Genomic DNA, 23,160 nt, shown 5'->3' with positions numbered 1-23,160 from the left:
AACCCCACAGCCCGGTTGGAGTTCCTGAAAAGCCTTGAAATCACTGGAGAATGCAATGGCCCCCCGCGCCTATTGGAAAGGGACGCTGAAGCTGTCCCTCGTCAGTTGCCCCGTCGTGCTCTACCCCGCCACGACCTCGGCCGAGAAGACGCGGTTTCACATGATCAACCGCGAGACCGGCAACCGGCTGAAGCAGCAGATGGTGGATTCCGAGACCGGCGATATCGTCGAGAGCGACCAGAAGGGTCGCGGCTACGAGCTACGCAAGGGTAAATATGTCGAGATCGAGCCGGAAGAACTCGAGGCGGTGCAGATTGAGAGCAACCACACCATCGACATCGAAAGCTTCGTGCCGAGCGAGGAGATCGACCAGCGCTATCTCAACCACCCCTACTATATCGCGCCCGAGGGCAAGGCTGCGATCGATGCTTTCGCCGTGATCCGTGACGCCATGAAGGACGAGGGCCGCGTGGCGCTCGCCAAGATCGTGCTCACCAACCGTGAGCACATCATCGCGATCGAGCCGCTCGGCAAGGGCCTGCTCGGCACTACGCTGCGCTTTCCCTATGAACTGCGCGACGAAGGCGAGTTTTTCGACGACATCAAGACGCCGAAGATCACCAAGGACATGGTCGAGCTCGCCGGTCACATCCTGCAGACCAAAGCCGCGCATTTCGACCCCGGGAAATTCAAGGACGAGTACGAGACCGCGCTGAAGGCGCTGGTGAAGCGCAAGGCCAGCGGCAAGGCCATCGAGCTGCCGGAGCGCGAAGAAAAGCCGAGCAACGTCGTCAGCCTGATGGATGCGCTGAAGCAGAGCCTGAAGGGGAGCGGGAAGAAGACCGCGGCGAAGTCGCATGGGCGCCGTACCACCGGCGGGCGGCGAGCGGCCAAGAAGACGCAGCGTTCGACAGCGCGGCAGAGGAAGGCGAGCTAGCTCGTCATTCCGGGGCGATGCGAAGCATCGAGCCCGGAATCCATCATGCCAAGCGTGACGGTCGGAAAAATGGATTCCGGGTTCGCGCTGACGCGCGCCCCAGAATGACAGCAGGGCCTAATCCCCTGCCTTCAGCCGATACCCGATCCCCGTTTCGGTCAGCACATATTGCGGCCGTTCCGGATCGGCTTCGATCTTCTGGCGGAGCTGGCGGACATAGACGCGCAGATATTGCGCGTCGGTCAGCTCGTCCCAGAGCTCCTTGAGCAGGAAGCGGTGGGTCAGCACCTTGCCGGCGTGCTGGACCAGCACACGAAGCAGGTCGTATTCCTTCGGCGACAGCTTGATGTCGCGCTCGCCGACCTTGACGATGCGGCGGACGAGATCGACGGAGAGATCGCCGGTGCGGAATACCGGGCGTTCGCCCTGCACCTGAAGCTGGTGCCGCAGCGCGGCGCGCAGGCGGGCCAGCAGCTCGTCCATGCCGAACGGCTTCGTCAGATAATCGTCGGCGCCGAGATCGAGCGCCTGCACCTTGCCGGCCTCGTCGCCGCGGCTCGACAGCACCACGATCGGTACGCTTTCGTTGCGCGCGCGTATCGTGCGCAGCAGCTCATGGCCCTGAACGTCGGGCAGGCCGAGATCGAGAATGATCAGCGCGGGGGCCTCAGCAAGCTTTTCCAGCGCGACCTTCCCGCTCGGCGCCTCCAGGATCTCGTAGCCCTGCGTCGTCAGCCCCATCCGCAGCAGCTTGCGGATCGGCGGCTCGTCGTCGATGACCAGAACCTTGATCGGGGCAGCGCTCATGCGGCAGTATCCAATGCTCGGGTCTGTGCCGGGATCGGCAGACGGATGGTGAGAACGGCGCCGCTGCGGTCGCTGCGGTTGGCAGCCGAGATCGTGCCGTGCATCGCCTCGACGAAGCCGCGGGAGATGGCGAGCCCAAGCCCGGTGCCGGGCCGAACATGATCGCCCTTCTGCGCGCGATAGAACTTGTCGAACACGCTCTCGAGCTCGTCAGGCGGAATGCCGCCGCCCTCGTCGGCAACCTGGAGCACCACATGGTCCCGCTCACGCCAGCTGCGGATCGCGATCGTGGTGTCAACTGGCGAATATTTCGCGGCATTGTCGAGCAGATTGAACAGCACCTGCTCGAACAGCACGGCATCGAGCTGGAGCATCGGCAGGTCGGCGGCCAGCACCAGCTCGACCCTGTGTGCGGTGAGGATCTTGGCTGCCCGCCGGAGCGCGCTGCCGACGATCTCGCTGAGATCATGCAGCGCCGTGTTGGGAACGATGGCGCCGGATTCGAGCTTTGTCATATCGAGCAGATTGGCAATGAAGCGGTTGAGCCGCTCGGATTCGTCGATGACCGTGGCGAGCAGATCGCGCTTCTCGGTATCGGACAGCGCGCCGGCGAGATCGCGCATGGTCGAGGCGGCGCCCAACACGGAGGCAAGCGGCGTCTTCAGGTCATGCGAGATCGACGTCAGCAGCGCCGAACGGAGCCGCTCGGATTCGACGGTGCGCTTGACGCGGTCCATGTCCTCGACCAGCAACACCCGCTCGATTGCCAGCGCGCCCTGGTCGACCAGCGCGTCGAGCAGCCGACGCTGGTCCGGCGTCAGCAGCGGACCCGTGCGGTCGTTGTCAATGCCGATGACGCCGATCGGGCCACGCCCGGTGCGCATCGGCAGGAACAGCCGTTTGGCCCCCGGCAACGTGTCCGATCCCCGGCCCGCGGGACGATCGTTGCTCCACGCCCAGTTTGCGGCGGCCAGATCGGCCTGGTCGAGCTCATCCTCCGGCGGATAGCCGGATTTGACCGTGAGCAGGCCGTCCTCGGGCAACAGCAGCACCACGCGAACCTTCAACATCAGCGCGGCCTGATAGGCGGTCGCCCACAACACGTCGTCGAGCGTGGCGGTGCCCGCAAGCTTGCGGCTGAACGCATAGAGCTGCTCGGTGGTGCGGATGCGGCCGATCGCAGTGTCGGCCTGGATCCTCACGCGCCCCGCAAGATTCGACACCAGCATCGCGATCAACATGAAGAAGAAGAACGCGGCGACGTTGGTCGGATCGGTGATGGTGAAAGTGTAGACCGGCGGCAGGAAGAAGAAATTATAGGCGAGCGACGACACCAGGCTCGCAAGCAGCGACGGCCACAGCCCATAGCGCACCGCGACCGTCACCACCGCGGTCAGGAAAACCAAATCGACATTCTCGACGCCGAACCGCGGCTTGATGACGACCGCCGCCGCAAGGCCGAGCACGGTGATGCCGAGCGCCTTGAGATAGGGCAGCGCATCGAACGGCTCCGACCGCGCGGCGGTCTGCACGGTCGGCTTCGACGGCGACTGCTCGGCGAGCTCGTCGCCGGGGATGACGTGAACGCTGATATTGCCGGCCCGGCGGACGAGATCATGCACGACCGAACCGCGCGTCAGTTCGAACCAGCGCGAACGCGTCGACTTCCCGATCACGATCTGGGTGACGTTGTTGCCTTGCGCAAAACTGATGACGTCGTCGGCGATGCGGCGGCCGACGGCGGGAATGGTCAGCGCCTCGCCGCCGAGCGCTTCGGCGAGCCGCAGCGTATCGGCGAGACGGTCACGCTGCTCGTCTGAAAGCTGAAGCGAGCGCCGCGTCTCGATCGAGATCGCGGTGAACGGCGCATGCAACCGGTCGGCGAGCCGCTTGGTGTAACGCACGAGGCTTGCCGCGCGCGGATCCTCGCTGACACAGACCAGGATGCGCTCGCCCGCGGCCCAGGGACCGGCGATGGCGTTCGCCTGCATGTGGGTGAGCAATTGCTCATCGACCCGCTCGGCCGTTCGCCGCAACGCCAGCTCGCGCAGCGCAGTGAGATTGCCCGGCGAGAAATAGTGCTCCAAAGCCCGCTCGGCTTGCCGGGACACATAGACCTTGCCCTCCTTCAACCGCTGGATCAGATCGTCCGGCGTGAGGTCGATCAGCTCGATCGCGTCCGCACGGTCGAACACCGAATCCGGCACGGTTTCGCGCACCCGCACATGGGTGATCTGGGCGACGACGTCGTTCAGGCTCTCGATGTGCTGGATGTTGACGGCGGTGTAGACGTCGATGCCGTGGGAGAGCAGTTCCTCGACGTCGAGATAGCGCTTCGGATGGCGGCTGCCGGCCGCGTTGGTGTGGGCGAGTTCGTCGACCAGCGCAATTTTCGGCCGCCGCGCGATCACGGCGTCGAGGTCCATCTCCTCGACGATCTGGCCGCGGTACTCGAGCCTCTGGCGCGGGATCACTTCCAGCCCGCGCACCAGCGCCTCGGTCTCGGCCCGGCCGTGGGTCTCGACGAAGCCGACCACGACATCGATGCCCGCCTTTCGCTTGGCATGGGCGCTTTGCAGCATCTCGTAGGTCTTGCCGACACCGGGGGCGGCGCCGACGAAGATCTTCAGCTTGCCGCTCGCACTCTCCTCCCGGCGCGCGGCTTCCAGCAGCGCCTCGGGAGACGGACGTTGTTCGGGATCGCGGCGCTCCTGGACCATCAGGCGAATATAATCATCCGGACGTCGCGAGCCTAGACCGCTACTTCGCGGCGATACGGTCGAGCGCGAGATTCAGCGCCAACACGTTAACCCTGGGCTCGCCCAGCAAGCCGAGGAAACGGCCCTGGACGTTGGAGGCCACAAGCTGCTTCACTGCATCTTCCGGCATATTCCGGGCCTTGGCGATGCGCGGCACCTGGAATTGGGCGGCGGCGGGCGAGATATCCGGATCGAGGCCGCTGGCCGAGGTCGTGACGAGGTCGACCGGGACGGCGGCGTTCGGGTTCTCCGCCTTCAGCTTGTCCACGTCCTCCTTCAGCCGGTCGGCCAGCGCCTTGCTTGTCGGACCGAGGTTGGAGCCACCCGAATTGGCGGCGTTGTAGGGCGCCGACACCGTCTTGGTCGAATCATTCGGGTCCGGCGCCAGCGTCGCCGAGAGGCGGCCGTGGAAATATTTGTCGTCCTTGAACTCCTGACCGATCAGGGCGGAGCCGATCACCTTACCGTCTTTCTCGATCAGGCTTCCGTTCGCCTGTGCGGGGAAGATCGCGCCGGCGATGGCGGTCATTGCAAGTGGATAGGCCAGTCCCGTGATGGCGGTGAGCACCAGCAACAGAACGATGGCGGGACGGATTTCTCTAAGCATGTTAGGCTTCCTTTAGGCCAGGTGCAGAGCGACGACGACGAGGTCGATCGCCTTGATGCCGACGAAGGGAATGACGATGCCGCCGAGGCCGTAGATCAGCAGGTTACGGCGCAGCAATGCACCGGCACCGACGGCACGGTAGGCGACGCCCTTCAGCGCCAGCGGAATCAGCCCGATGATGATCAGCGCGTTGAAGATGATCGCCGACAGGATGGCGCTTTGCGGGCTCGACAGGTTCATGACGTTGAGCACGTTGAGCTGGGGGTAGAACGCCAGGAACATTGCGGGGATGATCGCAAAGTACTTTGCGACGTCGTTGGCGATCGAGAAGGTCGTCAGCGCGCCGCGCGTCATCAGCAGCTGCTTGCCGATCTCGACCACCTCGATCAGCTTGGTCGGGTTGGAATCGAGGTCGACCATGTTGCCGGCCTCGCGGGCGGCCTGGGTGCCGGTGTTCATGGCGACGCCCACGTCGGCCTGCGCGAGCGCCGGCGCGTCGTTGGTGCCGTCGCCGCACATCGCCACAAGCTTACCCTTGGCCTGCTCGTCGCGAATCAGCTTGAGCTTGTCCTCGGGCGTTGCCTGCGCCAGGAAATCATCCACGCCGGCCTCCGCCGCGATCGCGGCCGCCGTCATCGGGTTGTCGCCGGTGATCATGACGGTGCGGATACCCATGCGGCGCAGCTCGGCGAAGCGCTCGCGAATCCCGCCCTTGACGATGTCCTTGAGCTGGATGACGCCGAGCAGCTTGCCGTCCTTCGCGACCGCAAGTGGCGTTCCGCCGGCCTTGGCGATCTCGTCGGCGATGGTCTGCACCTCGCGGCCGACGTCGGACAACGCCGTGGACTGGAGGGCACGGGCGGTGTTGCCGGAGGCAACCGCCAGCGTCGCACCGCCACCGATATAGCTGAGCATGGCATCGACCGCACCCTTGCGCACCGACGAGCCGCCGGCATCGACGCCGCTCATGCGGGTTTGCGCCGTGAACGGGATGAAGGTGGCGCCAAGCTCGGCCATGTCGCGGCCGCGGATGCCATACTTCTCCTTCGCCAGCACGACGATGGAGCGCCCTTCCGGCGTCTCGTCGGCGAGCGAGGCAAGCTGGGCTGCATCCGCCAGCTCCTGCTCGGTGACACCGCGCACGGGACGGAACGCGGTTGCTTGCCGGTTGCCGAGGGTGATGGTGCCGGTCTTGTCCAGCAGCAGTGTATCGACGTCGCCGGCGGCTTCCACCGCGCGGCCGGACATCGCCAGCACGTTGAAGCGCACCAGGCGATCCATGCCGGCGATGCCGATGGCAGAGAGCAGCGCACCGATCGTGGTCGGGATCAGCGTCACGAACAGCGCGACCAGCACGATCACCGAGATCGAGCCGCCGGCATAGGCGGCATAGCTTGGAATCGTGACGGTGGCGAACACGAAGATGATGGTGAGGCCAGCCAGCAGGATGTTGAGCGCGATCTCGTTCGGCGTCTTCGCACGCTCGGCGCCCTCGACCAGCTTGATCATGCGATCGATGAAGGTCGAGCCCTGCGCCGCTGTGATACGAACGCGGATCCAGTCGGACAGCACCTGGGTGCCGCCGGTCACGGCCGAACGGTCGCCGCCGGACTCGCGAATGACGGGAGCGGATTCGCCGGTGATGGCGGCCTCGTTGACCGAGGCGACGCCCTCGATCACTTCGCCATCGGAGGGGATGGTATCGCCGGCCTCGACCAGCACGATGTCGCCGACCTTCAGGCTTGTGCCCGGCACCAGCTTGAAGGGCTGGCCCGCACCGGTCAGCAGCTTGGCCTGGCTCTCGGTGCGGGTCTTGCGTAGCGATTCCGCCTGCGCCTTGCCACGGCCCTCGGCGACCGCTTCGGCGAAATTGGCGAACAGGACGGTAAACCACAGCCAGATGATGATCTGGAAGGTAAAGCCGAGGTTCTCACCACCTGTGACGAGGTCGCGCAGGAAGATCACGGTGGTGAGCGCCGCCACGATCTCGACCACGAACATCACGGGGTTCTTGATCATCAGCCGCGGATCGAGCTTGGTGAAGGACGCGCCGATCGCGGGGACCACGATCTTCGGATCCAGCATCGCCGAAACCGCCGTGCGCTTGTTGGTTTTGAGGACAGATTCCATGGACGTAACTCCGAAAGAGCTCGATCAGAAGACGTTGCCGGCGTTCATCGCGAGGTGCTCGACGATGGGGCCGAGCGCGAGCGCCGGGAAGAAGGTGAGACCGCCGATGATCAGGATCACGCCGACGACGAGGCCGACGAACAGCCCGCCGGTGGTCGGGAACGTGCCCGCCGACGGAGGGATCGATTTCTTGGCCGCCAGCGAGCCAGCGATCGCCATCGCCGGGATGATCATGAAGAAGCGGCCGACGAACATCGCGCTGGCGAGCGTGAGGTTGTAGAAGAGCGTGTTGCCGGTGAGGCCCGCGAAGGCCGAGCCATTGTTGCCGGTCGCCGAAGTAAAGGCGTAGAGCACCTCGGTGAAGCCATGCGGCCCGGCATTCGCCATCGATGCCACCGCCGCCGGATAGACTACGCCGACCGCGGTCCAGCCGAGATACATCAGCGGCAGCACCAGGATCGCGAGCATCGCCATCTTGACCTCGCGCGCCTCGATCTTCTTGCCGACATATTCCGGCGTGCGTCCGACCATCAGGCCGGCGACGAAGATCGCGAGCACGACGAACAGCAGCATGCCGTAGAGGCCGGCGCCGACGCCGCCGATGATGATTTCGCCGAGCTGCATGTTGATCAGCGGAATCATGCCGCCGAGCGCGGTGAAACTGTCATGCATCGCGTTGACCGCGCCGCACGAGGCGGCTGTGGTGATCACGGCGAACAGCGAGGACGCGACGATGCCGAAGCGGACCTCCTTGCCCTCCATGTTTCCGCCGGTGAGGCCGAGCGCGTGCATCGTCGCGGTGCCGTTGGCTTCCGCCCAATATGTGATGGTGACGCCGGCGACGAACAGCACGCCCATCACGGCGAGGATCGCCCAGCCCTGGCGCTGGTTGCCGACCATCCGGCCAAACACGTTGGTCAGCGCGGCGCCTAGCGTGAAGATCGACAGCATCTGCACGAAGTTCGACAGCGCGGTCGGGTTCTCGAAGGGATGCGCGGCGTTGGCGTTGAAGAAGCCGCCGCCATTGGTGCCCAGCATCTTGATCGCGACCTGCGAGGCAACCGGGCCGACCGCGATGGTCTGCTTGGCGCCTTCCAGCGTCGTGGCTTCGACGTAGTCGCCAAGCGTCTGAGGCATGCCCTGTGAAATCAGGAACAGCGCGTAGACGACGCAGATCGGCAGCAGCACGTAAAGCGTGGTGCGGGTGACGTCGACCCAGAAATTTCCGACCGTGCGCATCGAGGCGCGCGAGAAGCCGCGGATCAGCGCCACCGCGAGCGCAATACCGGTTGCCGCCGACAGGAAATTCTGGTGCGTCAGGCCGACCATCTGCACGAGATAGGAGATCGTGCTTTCGCCGCCGTAGTTCTGCCAGTTGGTGTTGGTGATGAAGGAGATCGCTGTGTTGAAGGAGAGGTCCTCCGCGACTGCTCCCTGGCCTGCCGGATTGAAGGGCAGCACAGCCTGGAGACGCATCACACCGTAGATGATGAGGAAGCCGCCGACGTGAAACAGCAGCATGGCGACCGTATAGGTCACCCAATGCTGCTCGCGCTTCTCGTCGACGCCGGAGAACCAGTAGATGCCGGCCTCGATAGGCCGCAGCACCGGCGAGAGGAACGTCCGCTCGCCGTTGAAGACGCGCGTCATGTACCAGCCGAGCGGCTTTGTGAGCGCGACGATGATCGCGCAGAAAAGAATGATCTGGAGCCAACCGATCATAGTCATGGCATTAACCCTTCAGGCTTTGTGTCCGGCGCAGCAGCGGCAGGAGCACCGTCAGCAGGCAGGCGACGAGCACGGCGTCCGCCAGCAGCAATTCGAGAATCAGCAGCACGATCAGAACCGCTCGGGCCGCAGCAGCGCGTAGGTGAGGTAGACCAGCAGAGCGAGCGAGACGGCGCCGGCAAGCGAATAGTCGAAGATCATGGCACGCTCCTCACAACCGTTCGCAGGCATAAGTGTAGCCGATCGCGAGCGCGAAGAAGCCGAAGCCCAGCGCCAGCATCAGAATGTCCATCATGGAAGAACTCCTCGTTGCGCTCTGTCTTGGACGCAACCATGTCTCTGTTCCCGGCGGAGAACTTGCGATGGATCAAGCGCAAGGCAGGTCTCGCGGCTCCCAGCCGGAACTTCACCGTGCTCAAGTGCCACCACGAACATAGGTTTTCGAGATGAGGGCTATGGCGAAGATATAGGAATCTCATAAGGGCTGGGGTGATCGAACGGCGCTGGTGCAACGACCTCCGCTGTCGTCCCGGACACGCGAAGCGCAGATCCGGGATCCATAACCAAGGGGAGACGTTTGGCGAGGACTCGGAGTGACCTGATTTGGGCGGCAGCTACAGCCTGTGGTTATGCGTCCCCGCGTTCGCGGGGATGACAGCGGAGAATGAGGCGACTGCGCCCTTCACCCTTCCCCTGCCCCATTTATGAAATCCCTATATCTCCCGCCCCGTCCCCATCTCGCTTTCAAATGCCCTCCCAGCCATCTTGGAGAGGCCGGCCGACTGACCGACGCCAAATCCAGGAGGTCTGACATGACCGCCGCTCTCCGACGCCTTTCCCCGCCTTCTCTCAGCCAGCAGCTCCGTGCCGCACCGGCGATGACCAGGCCGTTGATACTCGACATCATCGACAACGCCTGCCGGCGCTTCCCTTCGCTCGGGCAGAGCGAACGGACCGTGCGCGTCATGCGCCTGGTCGATGCCGAGGCGTGGGCCGATGCCGCGCTGGCGCTGATCGAGCTCGAGCTGCCGATGTGGCAGGTCCGCCGCATCGCCTATGACGAGGGTGAGTGGCACTGCGCGCTCTCGCGCGAACGCGAATTGCCGGACTGGCTGGACGCCGCGGTCGAAGCCCGCCACGCCGACCTGGCGCTCGCTCTGCTGTCCGCTTTCGTCGAAGTTCAGGCCTTGGCCGAGGAGGCGTCGCGGCCGAGCGTCCCCACGGTGCGTCCTGCCCCGGACTCGTTCTACGAGCCCGTCGGCTGCGAGAATTTCCGCTAGTTTCGGACAGGTTCGTGCCTTGCCGCAATCTTCGGACATGTCGCCGGCCCTGAGCCCGTCACGGGTGATCGCACGCTTTGCCGTCCGCATTGTGCTTCTCTCTGCCTTTGCCGCGTTCGGCAGCATCGGCTTCGGACGCAGCCTCAAGGCGCTGCTCTGGATGTCGATCATCCTGTGTGCGGCTGTCGCCCTTCTCAGGCGCGAGGCGCCGTTCGGCGCCGTCCTCAACCATTGGGACGAATGCGCCGCGTTCGGCGCGCTGTTCGCACTGGTTCATGTCGTCGACGAGCTGACCTGATCGCCGGCCTTTATGACGCGCTTATGAGATCGCCGCGCGGCCTCACTCGAAATCATATCTGCTTGAAACGATATTGATCGAACGGTTGCGGGACATGCGCCCGCCACCTCTGTCAATCGGAAGGAATACGTCCGTGAAACTCGTCGAACCTCCCTCGTGCAGCTCGCCCTCGACCATCGTCTTCATCGGCCGCAACCACAGGGGCCAATGGGTCGCCCAGGAACAGAATGGCCTCTATGGCGGCCTGTTCGTCAGCCGCGCCCAGGCCGTCAAATATGCGCTGTTCGAAAACGGGCAGCACCCTGAAACCATCGTCGAGCTGCCGCGCGAGATCGAGCTCGACATGGGCAAGAGCCCCAGCAGCAACAGCGTACGTCGCGCCGCCTGAGCCGGCGCATACAGACGAAAAGCCATGTTCACTCCTCCCTCAGCCTGGTTCACCGGCTTCATCCCGGACATGCCGACCCCGTTCGATGCGGCGGACGCGATCGATCTCAAGGCGTTTGCCGCCCTTTGCGAGCGACAGGTCGCGGCGGGCGTTCCCGCGCTCGTGGTCTGCGAGACGGCCGGCGAAGCGCCGACGCTCTCGCCGGCCGAGCAGGAGCTGATCATCCGCACCGCGGTCGATGTCGCTCGCGGCCGTGTGCGGGTCATCGCCGGCGCGGTCACGAACGCAACCAGCCATGCCATCGAGCTCGCGCGGCGGGCAGAGGCAGCCGGCGCCGACGCCGTGATGGCGGTGGTGCCAGCGTACAACAAGCCGATGCAGGAGGGGATGCTCGCGCATTTTCGGGCGATCGCCGGCTCGATCGACTTGCCCGTGATCCTGCACGACATTCCCTCCCGCACGCTGCGCCCGCTCGCCGACGAGACGCTTCTGCGCCTCGTCGAGTCCCGCCAGTTCGTCGGCCTGTGCGACGGCAGCGGCGACATAACCCGTCCGATGCGTATGAGTCGGCGCCTGCCGGCCGGCTTTCGCTTCCTATCCGGCGACGACACCACCGCGTTCGGCTTCATCGCCAGCGGCGGCGACGGGGCGATCTCCGAGGTCGCCAACATCGCTCCGGATCTGTGCCGTACGATCTTCTCGCAGGTCAGGCAGGGTCGGCTGCAATCGGCACGCTACCTGCACAAGCGCCTGATCCCGCTGATCGCGTGCCTCGCCAAAGAAAGCCCGGCCGCGCTCAAATACGCATTGAGCGTGCTTGGCTTGATCTCGCACGTCACGAGGCTGCCGATTGTCCCGTTGGACGCAGCCGCGCAGAGGGAGGTGGTACGGGCCTTCGCCGCGATCGCCGACGAGGAGCTGATCGACAGTGTCGGCGCCTGACGCGTCGCGGAGTGTCGGGGTATTTCATGCTGCAATCGGTCAAGGAATCTCACAGGCTGCTTCGCGCCTGGCAGCTGGCGCTGCTGCGCTTTGCCGTGACGCTGGATGAGTCCGACAGGCTCAATGCAGCGGCGCTCGCGGCGGAGCTCGATCGCCCCAGTGGCCAGCGTGACCCCGATGGCTCGCTCCACTTCTTCCGGCGAACCAGCTCGCAACTCTGCGCGGCCATCAGCGGGCAGCTTCAAGACGCGGATGCGATCCTCGACTGCTTCTGCAAGCAGATCGGGGAACCACGGCTAACGCTGGCCTTTGCCGCAGCGATCGGGATGACGCATCCCGATCCCGGGCCGGCCCAGCCGATGCGGCGCCCTGATCTCTTCAGCGGCCTGCCGGCACGACGGTCCGCATCATTATGATATTCCTATAAGGGCGCGGCGGCGCCCATCTCGCAATCCTACGCAACGATGGACATCATGGGTGGCAGATTGGAGCGGCTGTCTTGCCGCGCCGCTGACGAGGACCTCCAAAATGTCGATTCTGACACATGGCTTTGACCGACCTTTCGACGCAGCCGAGCGCCCGGCGCGGTTTTCGGCGGCGCGCAAGGCCCAGCTCAAGCGCGTCGGGCTTCAAGCGCTGGCCCTGCTCTCGATGGGCAGCGTGCTCACCGCGCTGATCGCACTGAAGACCGCCATTTATGTCTGGCACCTCCACGCCTGAGGGCATGGGAGACCATCATGACCTTGCAGATGTGTGAAGACGCCGCCATGGCCGCGATCGCCCTGCAGGCAGGGCGTCGCCGGCCTGAGGCCCAGCAGGCGCCGATTGGGACGCCGCTCGGGCCGATCGACCCCGATGTCGTGAGCGCTGCCATTCCCGCCTTTTTCATCGGGCGCAACCGCTCCGGTCTCTGGGTGGCGCGCGAAGCCCATGGGCGCGTCGGCGGTCTGTTCCTGTTCAGGAGCTCTGCGATCGATTTCGCCAACCGCCAGAGCAAGCCGGAGCGATGCGCCCTGGTGTTCCCAACCGGGACGTTCGAGCTCGACATCGAGAACCGCGGCAATCCGCTGATCGTGCTGGCAGAGGGAACGAGGCGGCTCCTTGCACGCATGACCACAAGAGGGCGGCCATGATCGAGCTCAAGATCGCCATCCTGGTTGCATTGATGACCGCATTGCTGCTCGGCATGCGCATCACCGCGGCCTCGGACAAATAGCATGCAGCTCCTCAAGGGGAATCTGGAGCAGGCTGTCACCACGACGATCCTGGTCATGACGCTGAGCCTGATCTGGGGCGCGATCCTGACACTCGTGATCACGCTCCTCGCACGCGGGCTTGGGGTTTAGCGCCTCTCGGTTTCCGCCTCGATCAGCCGCGCCAGTTCCGTCGCCGTGACCTCGATCGGCCTGCGACTGCGCTCGACGCGGGCCTGGATCAGCGCTCCCTGCAGCGCGGAAGTGCAGAGCACGGCAAGCGAGTCCGCCCGCGGGCGCGCAAACCCATCAGCAATGAGCTTCTCACGGAGGATCGATATTCGCGCCGCATAGGCCTTGCGGCCGGCCTCGGACACCGCGCGCTCGCGCGGCGCCAGTTCCAGCAGCACGGTCGTGATCGGGCAGCCGTTACGAAAGCCGGAGCCCTGCATCCACCCCGCCAGCAGCCTCGCATGGGCGCGCAGCAGATCGCCAGCCGAGCTGCAATCCTCCGCGAGCTTGGCCACGGTTTCCGCGACGCGGCGACCGGCCTCTTCGACCGCAGCCACCGCGATCGAGGACTTTCCGTCCGGAAAGTAATGGTAGAGCGAGCCCTTGGGCGCGCCACTGACATCCACGATGTCGTTCAGGCCGGTGCGGGCAAATCCCTGGCGGCGGAACAGCATCACCGCAGCGTTGATGATGGGCTGGCGGTGTTTCGGCACGGCCGGCATGGTGTTCTCCTCTGGCCCAAAATTATATTGATTGGTCTACATCAGCCTCCGACAGTCAAGTCACGACAACGGAAGGGAGAGCAAGATGTCCAATGGCGTGACTTACGAGCTGAGGGACGGCGTCGCACGGATCGTGCTCGACGACGGCAAGGTCAATGTGATGTCGACGGCCCTGCTGGGCGCAATCGGCGCGGCCTTCGACCGCGCCGAAACCGAGGCCGAGATCATTGTGCTCCGCTCGGCTCGGCCGGGCATCTTTTCCGCCGGCTTCGATCTGAAGGTGTTCGCCTCGGGCGATGCCGCCAAGAGCCTCGACATGGTGCGGGCCGGCGCTGAACTGGCGTTGCGGTTGATGTCGTTTCCGCATCCGACCATCGGCGTGATGGAGGGACACGCCTATCCGATGGGAACGTTCCTGCTGCTCGCCTGCGACGTCAGGCTGGCGGCGCGCGGTCCGCATCGCATGGGACTGAACGAGGTCGCGATCGGCATCGCGCCGCCGAGCTTTGCCATCGAGCTCGCGCGCAGCCGCGTGCACCCGGCCTGGCTCAGCCGTACTGCGACGCTGGGCGAGATGTACGAGCCCGAGCAGGCACTGACCGCCGGCTTTCTCGACCACCTGGTCGCGCCGGAAGCGATCGAAGGCAGCCTCGGCGAAATCATCGCGGGCTTGCGCGCCATTCACAAGCCGTCACACACCACTGCAAAGAAGCGCCTGCGCCAGCCCGCCATCGATGCCATGCGCGCAGCGATCGAGCGGGAGCTGACGATGGCTGCCTACGAGGCGAGCAGCCGGGCCCGCAGGGCGGTCGCGATGCCCGCTTGAGGCCGATGATCTCCCACTGAAAAAATCCGGCCGATCTGGCGAAATTTCGCGGAACCGTGTAGATCGGTTTCATGAGCATCAGCAGCGTCAACGTCGTCGCCCATCCCCTGGTCCAGCACAAGCTTTCCCTGATGCGGGAGAAGGATCGCTCGACCAAGAGCTTTCGCGAGATCCTGAACGAGATCGGGATGCTGCTGGGCTACGAGGTGACGCGCGACCTGCCGCTGGAGCTGGTCGGGATCGAGACGCCGATCGCGCCGATGCAGGCCCCGAAGATCGCCGGCAAGAAGCTCACGCTGGCGCCGATCCTGCGCGCCGGCGTCGGCTTCCTCGACGGCATGCTGGCGTTGATGCCGTCGGCGCGCATCGCCCATATCGGGCTCTATCGCGACCCCGACACATTGCAGGCCGTGGAATATTACTTCAAGGCGCCGCAGGATCTGTCCGACCGCACCGTGATCCTGATGGACCCGATGCTGGCGACCGGCAACTCGGCCTGCGCCGGTGCCACCCTGCTCAAGGCGCGCGGCGCCCGCGACATCCGCTTCGTCTGCCTGCTCGCTGCGCCCGAAGGCATCGCCCAGTTCCAGAGCGAGCATCCCGACGTGCCGGTCTGGACCGCCGCGATCGACGAGCGGCTCAACGACCACGGCTACATCGTGCCGGGCCTGGGCGATGCCGGCGACCGGATGTTCGGCACCAAGTAGACAGGTTTGCGCGATCGGGTTACTCCGGTTGGCATGAGCGCCAATGAATCTTCACTGCAATCGCTGATCGCCACCGAGACCGCCGCCGATCCCGCCTTCGTCTTCGACGGCGCGCCCGTCTCGCGCGCGGAGTTCTCTGCCAAGGTCGAGCAGACGGCGGCCTGGCTTGCGGCCCAGGGCGTCGGCCGGGGCGACGCCGTCGCGGTCTGGCTGGTCAACCGGGTCGAATGGATCGCGCTGCTGTTCGCGGCCGCGCGCCTCGGCGCAGTCATTGCCGCCGTCAACACCCGCTACCGCAGCGCGGAGGTTGCGCATCTGCTCAAAGTCTCCGGCGCCAGGCTGATGGTGGTCGAGGCCGCGTTCCGCTCGATCGATTTTGCCGCCATTCTCGCCGATATCGCCAGGGACGAGGTGCCCGCGCTGCAAGGGCTCGCGGTGGTCGGCGCGGATGCGATCCCCGCGCAATGGCCGTGCGTCCGCTTCAACGCCTTCGAGACTTATCCGCCTGCTCCGCTTGCGCAGAACGACGTCGACCTGCCGGTGCTGCTCTACACCACGTCAGGCACGACCAAGGGACCAAAACTCGTCGCCCACTCGCAGCAGACGCTGGCCATGCACGCCGCCTCCGTCGCCAAAGCGCTCAAGCTCGATCCGCAGCGCCATTCGCTGCTGGCGATGCTGCCGTTCTGCGGCACGTTCGGCATGACCAGCCTGCTCGGCTTCATCGCAGCCGGCGCGACCGTGCATGTGCTCGATGCGTTCGAAGCTGCGCCGGCGCTCCAAATTCTCAGCAAGCACAAGATCACGCACTCGTTCGGCTCGGACGAGATGTTCCGAGCATCCTCTCGCTCACCGATGCGCCGCGCCCCTTCCCGCATCTCGAAATCTGCGGCTACGCCGCGTTTCAGCCCGGCTGGCGCGAGTTGGCCGCGGAGGCCGAGGCTCGCGGCATGCCGCTGTACGGCCTCTACGGTTCGAGCGAGGTGCAGGCGCTGTTCTCGATCGCCCGCCCCGGTGACGCTTTCGCCGACCGCATCGAAGGCGGCGGCTGGCCGATGTCGTCCGAAGCGAAGGTGCGCGTGCGCGACATGGAGACCGGCGAGCTGGCCGCGCACGGCGTCTCCGGCGAGATCGAGATCAGCGCGCCCTCGTGCTTTCTCGGCTACTTCAACAACCTTGAAGCCACGCGCGAGGCGATCACCACCGACGGCTTCTTCCGCACCGGGGACATCGGCCGGCTACGCGGCGACGGCGCCTTCGTCTACGAGACCCGTGCGGGCGATGCGATGCGGCTCGGCGGCTTCCTGGTTGCGCCGGGCGAGATCGAGGACGAGCTCAAATCCTGCAGCGGCGTCGCTGACGCGCAGGTCGTCGCGGTCGATCTGAAGGGCCAGGCGCGTTGCGTCGCCTTCGTCATCGCGCACCAAGGGCAGCTGGAGCAGGCGACGCTGACCGCGCGGCTGCGCGAGCGGCTTGCCGGCTACAAGGTGCCGGCGCGCATCTATGTCGTCGACACCTTCCCGGTCACCGACAGCGCCAACGGCGTCAAGATCCAGCGCGCCCGGCTTCGCGCCATGGCCATGGACCGCATCGCAGCCGAATGAGCCCAGCCTATTTCAGGTAGCTCGCCAGGTTCATGCTCAGGATCTTGCCGAGCGCCGAATAGGACGCGGTCAGTTGCGACTCGTAGGTCGAGAGCTGCGCCGTAATCGCGGCGACGTCGACGCTGGTGAGGTCGCTCGACAACGTCTCGGCATAGCTCTTGTAGTCGGTTTGGCGGGCGCTCGCCGTCTCGATCGAGGATGCTGCGTTGGAGAGCTTTGCCTGGACCGCCGCGGTGTCGTCGAGAGCCGTACCGGCGAGATCAAGCGCGCTGGAGATGTCCGAGGACGACAGCGAGGTGCTGTTGGCCACGAACTTTAGAACGCGCATCACCTCCTCGAACGCCGAATTGTCGGCCGTGACGCCATAGGACACGGTCTGGTCGGCTGCGACACGCACCGAAGCTATCTCGTCATCTCCCCCGTAGTAGCCGGTGTCCGCCGTAGTGAGCGACCCCGCTCCCGACGAAAAGCTCGAGAGGTCGACCGGCGCAGTGTCCGTCTTGCCGCCGCCAAAGACATATTGGCCGTCATATTGCGTGTTCATGAGCGAGCCCATCTCCTCCAGCATCTGCTGGGCGGAGCTGATCACCGAGTTTGTCTCGGTCGAGCTTCCGGTCGAGGCGGCACTGAGCTGGGAACGGAGTTGGGTGAGAATGTCGGTCATCGAGCCGACAGCCGAATACATCACCTGGACCTTGCTGTCCGCGAGGGTCGCGGCATCGATGTAGGATTGCGCGCGCGTCACCGAGACCTGGAGGTTGACGACATGCTGCGCGTCCGAGCCATAGCCGCCATAATCGGTCGAGATCAGGCCCGACGATTCCTGGGTCTGCTTTTCGGCCATGACCGACTGCACGCGCAGCGCGTCCGCGATCATCTTGTTCGACTGCGCGAAGGTCGCGACCCGCATCGCCACCATGGCCCCACTCTCCTCTTATGTCGACTGCACGGCGGAGAGCAGCGCCGAATACATGGAGTTGATGGCCTCGATCAGCGCGGAAGCCGCCGAATATTTGTTCTGGAGCGTGCTGAGCTTCGCCGACTCCTCGTCGAGATTGACGCCGGATTGCGACGACAGCGAGTCCGCATAAGTCGATTGCGCGGTCTCCTTGGCGGTGTAGTTCGTCGACGCCTGCGACGATTTGCTCGCGACATCGGACACGATCGTCGAGGCGTAGTCGGCGAGAGAACCAGTCGTAGCGGCGAGCCCGCCAGTGGAGGAAAACGTCCGGGATTCCGTCAGAGCGTCGTAGAAGGCGTTGACGACCGTGGCTGACCCCGACGACAGCACCGTGCCGCCGACCGTCAGGCTCGACGAGGAGTCCAGGGTCGCGAGTTGAAGCTCGCTGGTCCCGGTCAGGATCTTGCTGTTGACCGCGATGTCCGACGCACCCGTCCCCGTCACCAGATCGTTGAGACCGAAATAGTCCGAAAATCCATCGCCGGAGCTCCCCACTGCGCTCGTCATCTCGTTGATGGCGACGCCATTGCCGGAGCCGGTAGCGGTGATCAAGAGATGGCCATCCGAATCGACCGATGCGGAAAGTCCGGAGATGCCGTTGATCGCGGTGACGAGGTCGCCGACCGTAGCATAGGACGACAGATCGAGATCGCCGTAGGAGACGAGATTGCCGCTCTGGTCGGTGGCGGCGATGCGCACCGTGCCGGTGGCGGAGAGCGCCGTGCTGCTGGTGACAGCGGTCGTACCCGTCAGGCTCGTCGGCGCCGGCACCGCAGAGGCGCCGTTCGAGATGCCGTTCATCGCGGAGGCGAGCTGCTGCGCCAGCTGGTCGAGCTGGGACTGCGCCGCGGGCAGGGTCTTGTCCCTCAGCGTCACCAGCGCGCCGATATCACCGCCTGATATCTGCGAGGTGATGTCGACCCCGTTGACCTCTATTGCACTGAAGCCGCTCGACGAGGAGCCGGCGGCATAGGTCGTCGACGCCGTTACGCTGGCCGCGGCTGTATAGCTGATCGTGTGCGCGGAACTATCGACCAGCGCCTGACCGGATGTCGTATAGATCTGGAGATCGCCGTTCGACGCCGTGAAGTAGCTGATGTTCATCTTGGAGGCGATGTCCTGGAGGGCCGTATTGCGCTGGTCCTCCAGGTCTGCGGTCGACTGGCCGGCCGCCGCCGTCTGCTTGATCGCCGCGTTCAGATCAGCGATCTCTTGCAGGTTCGAATTGACGTCGTCGATCGACGACGAGATGTCCTGGTCGGCATCGCTGCGGAGTTTCTGGATTCCGCTCGACGTCTCCCGCAACTGGCTCGCGACGTCATCGAGCGCGCTGATGACGTTGGATTGCAGCGAGGCGCTGCTCGGCGTACTCGCCAGCGACGACAGCGCCGATTCCAGCGAGGCGATGCTGTTTGCTAGCGAGGTTCCCGTGGAGCTCCCGTCGGTGCTGCTGGTCGAGCCGTAGAGCTTCTCAAGCGAAGTCAGATAGGTGTTGGTCGTATCGGCCGAACCGAGGTCGGAGGTCGCTCCGATCAGCGACTTCAACAGCAGCTTGTCGACCGTCGAGGTGATGCCGCTCACGGTGACGCCGGTGCCGACACCGTTGGTGACACTGCTCGACTGGCTCGCGGTCTTCGCGGTGTAGCCCGTCGTGTCGGCATTCGAGATGTTCGACGACGTCACGCTGATCTGCACGGACGTCGCCGACAGCCCGCTGAAGGCGATCGATCGTGCGATATTGAGTGACACGGCGGGACCCTCGACTCGTCAGGCGCTGCGGCTGGTGCCGCTGGAGACGGAACGCGTGGCAATCCGGCCGGAGGCGCCATAGGGCGACACCGCCGCGATCTGCTCGCGGATCGCCTGCATGACGGCCTCGATCCGGCGATTGCTGGCATCGATCGCCGCGCGCAGCCGCACCAGATTTTCGTCCATGGCCGCGCGCAGCTCCAGGATCCGCTCCAAGAGCTGCTCGCGCAGGATACGATCCGGGACATGCAGGCTGGTTGTGCCCGCGGCGCATTCGGCAACGGTCCGCTCGAACACCTCGGCCAGGCGGTTCTTCTCGTCGACCTGCTTCAGACGTGAGGCCGGCAGGCCCTTGGCGAGTTCCACATTCTCCTCAGCGACAAGCGCGGTCAACGTGTCGATCAGCGTGATCAGAGACTTGATCCGAACGTCGCCGTTCGCGCTGTTCGTCCTGGTGGCTTGGCTCTTGGCTTGAGCTACTGTCATGATCATCGCCTTCTTCTAATTATGCCGTTTGCCGCGGCCGGACTGCGCATTGCGCAAATAGGCGCCGATCGCGTTTGTTCTGACGGTGGCCTGCCTGATCTCGTCCTCGACTTCGCCACGCTGTTCCAACAGGCCGCGCCGGGTCGCTTCGACGTCGTCGATCAGCGCAAGCAGCTGCTTGCGGTCGCTCCCCTTGACGGTCTCGGCTCGCGTCAGCAGCCGGCGCAACCGGCGCAACAGCACTTCTCCGGCCTCCCTGGCTTCTTCGCTCCGCATAGCTCACCTCATCGCCGAGATCAGCGTGTCGTACATCTTGTTGACAGTGGAGATGACCTGGGACGCCGCCGAATAGGCCTGCTGCGCCGAGATCATGCTCGAGAACTGGCTGCTGGTGTCGGTGGTCGAGGACTCGAGCTCACTGCCGAAGATCGTGCCCGCGCCGTTCTCGCCGGATCCCTGCAGCGCGGCATTGCCCGACGTCACCGTCGCCGAATAGATACCGTCGCTGGAGGCAGAGAGCCCGTTGGGAGCGGCAAAGGTCGCCACCGCGATCTTGTAGATCGCGATGGTCTGGCCGTTGGAATAGGTAGCGTTGACCAGGCCGTCATCGCCGATCGCGATGCTGGACAGTTTGCCGTAGGACAGGCCGTCGGAATCGATGCTGGTGACGTTCACGGACGGCGTGGTCTCGCCGGAGGCATATTGGGTCAGCCCGTCGGTCTTGCCGACGGTGCCGAGATCCATGGTGACGGTGCTGCTGGCTGCGCCATCGGTCCAGCCTGTGATCGAGACGGTCGCCGGGCTGGGGCTGGTGCTGGCGAGCGAACCGTCGCTGTTGAAGGTGATGTCGATGGAGCCCGAGGCCGTGCCCGTCGCGGTGGTGGTATCCGAGGTCGAGGTTGGGTTGGCGAAGCTCGCGTTCCAGGTGTTGGTTCCGGTTTTCGTCCAGGTGATCTGCATCGAGTTGGCGGCACCGAGCGAATCGTAGACCGTCATCGAGCTGGTATAGGCATCGCCGGTCGCCGCATCCGACGGCAAATTGGCCGCGACCGTGGTCTTGGTGGTCGCACTGCCGCTGGTCGATGCGACCTGGGTGTTGATAGCCTCGAGATTGCTCGCCGACTCACTGCCGACGACGTTGCCATCGGCGTCGGTGCGCCATCCCTCGAGATAATAACCGTTGTTCTGGAGATAGCCGGCATTGTCGGTCGTGAAGGCACCGTTGCGGGTGTAGGCGACGGTGCCGCCCGACGTGGCGCTGGTTACCACGAAAAAGCCGGAGCCCTGGATCGCGACGTCGGTGGCGTTGGAGGTCGCAGCCAGCAGGCCCTGCTGGGTGATGTTGGCGCGGCCCGAGACGGTGACGCCACCCGAGGCATAGGAAGTCGTGTTGCTCGACGCCGTGACGAGCGCGTCGAACATTCCGGACGTCGTCTTGTAGGCGGTCGTGTCGGAATTGGCGATGTTGTCGCTGATCATCGACAGAGACTGACTCTGCGCACTGAGCGCCGAGATCGCCGAGGATAATGCGCCGCTGAGACTCATGATAAAACTCCGGAGGAAATCAGGATGTGACGCCGATGATGTTGGCGGCGCTGACGGAAACGCCGTTCACGGTCAACGAGGGTGTCGAGGTCGAGGTGTCGATGCCGGTTACCGTGCCGGTGACGGTCGTGTAGTTCAGGACCGAATTTCCGGAGGAGTTCGTCGCGGTCACCGAGATCGTGTACTGACCGCCGTCGGAGAGCTGATTGCCGCTGGAATCCTTGCCGTCCCAGGTAAAGCTGTTCGATCCGGCATTCCCGGTCCCGGTCCCGGTCCACACTGTGTTGCCGGAGGCGTCCTTGACGCTGATCGAGACATCCGAGGCGGCCGACGACAGCGAGTAACCGAACGTCGCCGAGCCATTGCTCAACGTCGATGTGTCCGTCTTCGCCTCGACGGTGTGGCCGATGTAGTTCACGGAATTCAGCGTCACCAGGCTCGAGAACGAACTCGCAAGCGAATTGAGGTTGGTGTTGATCGACTGCTGCGAGGTAAAATTCGCGTAGGAGGTGAGCTGATTGACGAGGTCGGTGGTCGAGGTCGCATCCAGCGGATTCTGGTTCTGGAGCTCACTGACGAGCAGGCTCAGGAAATCGCTGGATGTCAGCGTCGAATTGGACGACGTGCTCGACGACGACGTCGTCGTTGTCGTCGCGGTCGACGCAGAACTCGTTGCGGAAACGGTCATCAGAAGCTCCGGCTTTCCTGCGCTCCCGGCGACTGCGTGTCGATCGGCGGCGCTTGAAATCTGTGTGCTGATGAAACGGGTGGCCGCGTGGATTCAGGCGCGGATTCACGCGCGCGAAAGCGTCATTCGACACGGCAAAATCTGCCGCGTGTGTGCGTTAGAAGAGCGATGATGTCAGGCTAGCTTGCAGCCAAGAAGCCTCGCCCGCTCTCCTATCGCGACGAAACAATTGCATGTGAGATGAGTGTTTGGGGCGCTGACGCTTCCACAACGTCATGGCCGGGCTTGACCCGGCCATCCACGACTTGCCGCGAGAACGTGGATGCCCGGGTCAAGCCCGGGCATGACGACCTCTCTTGGCCAGCGAGCTATTTTTTGCCGCAACCGCAGGGTCGTGAAAAGAGACTTCGGAAAGCGCTCAGCTCTCTGCCGTCTCGCCTTCGGTGCGCGGCTCGGCCGTATCGCTCTTCATCTTCATTGCCGTTGCGACGATGCGGTCGGCGAGGCCCGCTGGCGCGCGCACAGCAGGCGCGGCAAGCGCAAGTCGCAAGGCGCGCGCCTCTTCCAGCACGGCCTGCGCTGCTGGCGATTGCGCAAGCAGCTCTTCTGCGGGCAAGCGCCGACCGTCGGGCCAGAGGGAGACATCCTCGCCCAGCCGATTGATCAATTCCTCAAACTCGGTGACGTCCATCGCCCCGCCGATCCCGCCTCGATCTGGCCGTCATAAAGCATTGCGGGCGAGGCGGAAACCGGATTTCAGCGGATTCGGGCGCCAAAAAGCGCCCGTGGCA

25 protein-coding genes and 1 pseudogene are annotated in these 23,160 nt (G+C 64.7%); 12 read left to right on the top strand and 14 right to left on the bottom strand.

Translation table 11 applies throughout. The features are described from left to right. Positions 1–55: 55 nt before the first annotated feature. Positions 56–937 carry a non-homologous end joining protein Ku gene (ku, locus tag FNV92_RS07830; protein WP_143841452.1) on the top strand — a complete coding sequence of 294 codons (882 nt, stop codon included), beginning with the start codon at positions 56–58 and terminating at the stop codon, positions 935–937. 117 nt (positions 938–1,054) lie between these two features. Here the strand turns inward: ku and FNV92_RS07825 are convergent, their stop codons facing one another. The 6 genes from FNV92_RS07825 to FNV92_RS07800 all read right to left on the bottom strand — a co-directional run bounded on the left by FNV92_RS07825 (position 1,055) and on the right by FNV92_RS07800 (position 9,169). Beyond that, a complete protein-coding gene (locus FNV92_RS07825) occupies positions 1,055–1,744 on the bottom strand; it encodes a response regulator (RefSeq protein WP_143841453.1) in 690 nt (229 codons plus the stop codon). Next, positions 1,741–4,464, bottom strand: coding sequence for a sensor histidine kinase (locus FNV92_RS07820; protein WP_143841454.1), 2,724 nt, complete (start codon positions 4,462–4,464; stop codon positions 1,741–1,743). The genes FNV92_RS07825 and FNV92_RS07820 overlap by 4 nt, the downstream gene beginning before the upstream one ends. A 40-nt stretch (positions 4,465–4,504) precedes the next feature. Continuing rightward, positions 4,505–5,110: a K(+)-transporting ATPase subunit C gene (locus FNV92_RS07815; RefSeq protein WP_143841455.1), complete on the bottom strand. Its 606-nt coding sequence runs from the start codon at positions 5,108–5,110 to the stop codon at positions 4,505–4,507. Between the two features lie 12 nt (positions 5,111–5,122). Next, a complete protein-coding gene (gene kdpB / locus FNV92_RS07810; RefSeq protein ID WP_143841456.1) occupies positions 5,123–7,240 on the bottom strand; it encodes a potassium-transporting ATPase subunit KdpB in 2,118 nt (705 codons plus the stop codon). 24 nt (positions 7,241–7,264) lie between these two features. Continuing rightward, the gene (gene kdpA / locus FNV92_RS07805) at positions 7,265–8,968 is read right to left on the bottom strand and encodes a potassium-transporting ATPase subunit KdpA (protein ID WP_143841457.1); all 1,704 of its coding nucleotides are present in this window, start codon (positions 8,966–8,968) and stop codon (positions 7,265–7,267) included. Positions 8,969–9,079: 111 nt separating this feature from the next. Beyond that, positions 9,080–9,169 (bottom strand): K(+)-transporting ATPase subunit F, encoded by a 90-nt coding sequence (locus tag FNV92_RS07800; RefSeq protein ID WP_143841458.1) that lies wholly within the window; start codon positions 9,167–9,169, stop codon positions 9,080–9,082. A 611-nt stretch (positions 9,170–9,780) separates the two neighbouring features. Between FNV92_RS07800 and FNV92_RS07795 the strand changes: the two genes are divergently transcribed. From FNV92_RS07795 to FNV92_RS07760, 8 genes are all read left to right on the top strand, one after another. Continuing rightward, a complete protein-coding gene (locus tag FNV92_RS07795; RefSeq protein ID WP_168213309.1) occupies positions 9,781–10,248 on the top strand; it encodes a hypothetical protein in 468 nt (155 codons plus the stop codon). A gap of 37 nt (positions 10,249–10,285) precedes the next feature. Beyond that, entirely contained in the window at positions 10,286–10,546 is a 261-nt protein-coding gene (locus FNV92_RS07790; protein WP_015684082.1) for a hypothetical protein, read from the top strand. 133 nt (positions 10,547–10,679) lie between these two features. After that, on the top strand, positions 10,680–10,934 hold the full coding sequence (locus FNV92_RS07785) for a hypothetical protein (RefSeq protein ID WP_015684081.1): 255 nt from the start codon (positions 10,680–10,682) through the stop codon (positions 10,932–10,934). 24 nt (positions 10,935–10,958) lie between these two features. After that, positions 10,959–11,876, top strand: coding sequence for a 4-hydroxy-tetrahydrodipicolinate synthase (gene dapA / locus FNV92_RS07780; RefSeq protein WP_143841461.1), 918 nt, complete (start codon positions 10,959–10,961; stop codon positions 11,874–11,876). 26 nt (positions 11,877–11,902) lie between these two features. Further along, complete coding sequence (locus tag FNV92_RS07775) at positions 11,903–12,292, top strand: hypothetical protein (protein ID WP_168213310.1); 390 nt, start codon at positions 11,903–11,905, stop codon at positions 12,290–12,292. A 112-nt stretch (positions 12,293–12,404) separates the two neighbouring features. Further along, a complete protein-coding gene (locus tag FNV92_RS07770) occupies positions 12,405–12,596 on the top strand; it encodes a hypothetical protein (protein ID WP_143841463.1) in 192 nt (63 codons plus the stop codon). Positions 12,597–12,613: 17 nt separating this feature from the next. Next, the gene (locus FNV92_RS07765; RefSeq protein ID WP_143841464.1) at positions 12,614–13,009 is read left to right on the top strand and encodes a hypothetical protein; all 396 of its coding nucleotides are present in this window, start codon (positions 12,614–12,616) and stop codon (positions 13,007–13,009) included. Between the two features lie 84 nt (positions 13,010–13,093). After that, the gene (locus FNV92_RS07760) at positions 13,094–13,222 is read left to right on the top strand and encodes a hypothetical protein (RefSeq protein WP_015684076.1); all 129 of its coding nucleotides are present in this window, start codon (positions 13,094–13,096) and stop codon (positions 13,220–13,222) included. Here the strand turns inward: FNV92_RS07760 and FNV92_RS07755 are convergent. Beyond that, positions 13,219–13,803 (bottom strand): TetR/AcrR family transcriptional regulator, encoded by a 585-nt coding sequence (locus tag FNV92_RS07755; RefSeq protein WP_143841465.1) that lies wholly within the window; start codon positions 13,801–13,803, stop codon positions 13,219–13,221. The genes FNV92_RS07760 and FNV92_RS07755 overlap by 4 nt on opposite strands. 85 nt (positions 13,804–13,888) lie before the next feature. Here FNV92_RS07755 and FNV92_RS07750 point away from each other — a divergent pair, with 85 nt between their 5' ends. The 3 genes and pseudogenes from FNV92_RS07750 (at position 13,889) to FNV92_RS07740 (ending at position 16,940) form a co-directional block, all read left to right on the top strand. Continuing rightward, complete coding sequence (locus FNV92_RS07750; protein WP_143841466.1) at positions 13,889–14,629, top strand: crotonase/enoyl-CoA hydratase family protein; 741 nt, start codon at positions 13,889–13,891, stop codon at positions 14,627–14,629. A gap of 71 nt (positions 14,630–14,700) precedes the next feature. Further along, the gene (gene upp / locus FNV92_RS07745) at positions 14,701–15,336 is read left to right on the top strand and encodes a uracil phosphoribosyltransferase (RefSeq protein WP_143841467.1); all 636 of its coding nucleotides are present in this window, start codon (positions 14,701–14,703) and stop codon (positions 15,334–15,336) included. Between the two features lie 33 nt (positions 15,337–15,369). Then, positions 15,370–16,940, top strand: a pseudogene (locus FNV92_RS07740) (AMP-binding protein). Positions 16,941–16,947: 7 nt separating this feature from the next. On the opposite strand, the gene FNV92_RS07735 reads toward FNV92_RS07740, so the two are convergent. From FNV92_RS07735 to FNV92_RS07705, 7 genes are all read right to left on the bottom strand, one after another. After that, complete coding sequence (locus FNV92_RS07735) at positions 16,948–17,859, bottom strand: flagellin (protein ID WP_168213311.1); 912 nt, start codon at positions 17,857–17,859, stop codon at positions 16,948–16,950. Between the two features lie 15 nt (positions 17,860–17,874). Further along, the gene (gene flgK, locus FNV92_RS07730) at positions 17,875–19,650 is read right to left on the bottom strand and encodes a flagellar hook-associated protein FlgK (RefSeq protein WP_143841468.1); all 1,776 of its coding nucleotides are present in this window, start codon (positions 19,648–19,650) and stop codon (positions 17,875–17,877) included. A gap of 18 nt (positions 19,651–19,668) precedes the next feature. Continuing rightward, a complete protein-coding gene (locus FNV92_RS07725; RefSeq protein WP_168213312.1) occupies positions 19,669–20,142 on the bottom strand; it encodes a flagellar protein FlgN in 474 nt (157 codons plus the stop codon). A 9-nt stretch (positions 20,143–20,151) separates the two neighbouring features. After that, positions 20,152–20,412 (bottom strand): hypothetical protein, encoded by a 261-nt coding sequence (locus FNV92_RS07720; protein ID WP_143841470.1) that lies wholly within the window; start codon positions 20,410–20,412, stop codon positions 20,152–20,154. A gap of 3 nt (positions 20,413–20,415) precedes the next feature. Then, positions 20,416–21,681, bottom strand: a complete 1,266-nt coding sequence (flgE, locus tag FNV92_RS07715; protein ID WP_015684067.1) for a flagellar hook protein FlgE — start codon at positions 21,679–21,681, stop codon at positions 20,416–20,418. A gap of 19 nt (positions 21,682–21,700) precedes the next feature. Continuing rightward, the gene (locus FNV92_RS07710; RefSeq protein ID WP_015684066.1) at positions 21,701–22,369 is read right to left on the bottom strand and encodes a flagellar hook assembly protein FlgD; all 669 of its coding nucleotides are present in this window, start codon (positions 22,367–22,369) and stop codon (positions 21,701–21,703) included. A gap of 418 nt (positions 22,370–22,787) precedes the next feature. Beyond that, positions 22,788–23,060, bottom strand: coding sequence for a hypothetical protein (locus FNV92_RS07705; protein WP_143841471.1), 273 nt, complete (start codon positions 23,058–23,060; stop codon positions 22,788–22,790). Positions 23,061–23,160 lie beyond the last annotated feature (100 nt).

Source organism: Bradyrhizobium cosmicum, from assembly GCF_007290395.2.
Lineage (GTDB): Bacteria > Pseudomonadota > Alphaproteobacteria > Rhizobiales > Xanthobacteraceae > Bradyrhizobium > Bradyrhizobium cosmicum.
This window is presented reverse-complemented; position numbering and strand designations above follow the sequence as displayed.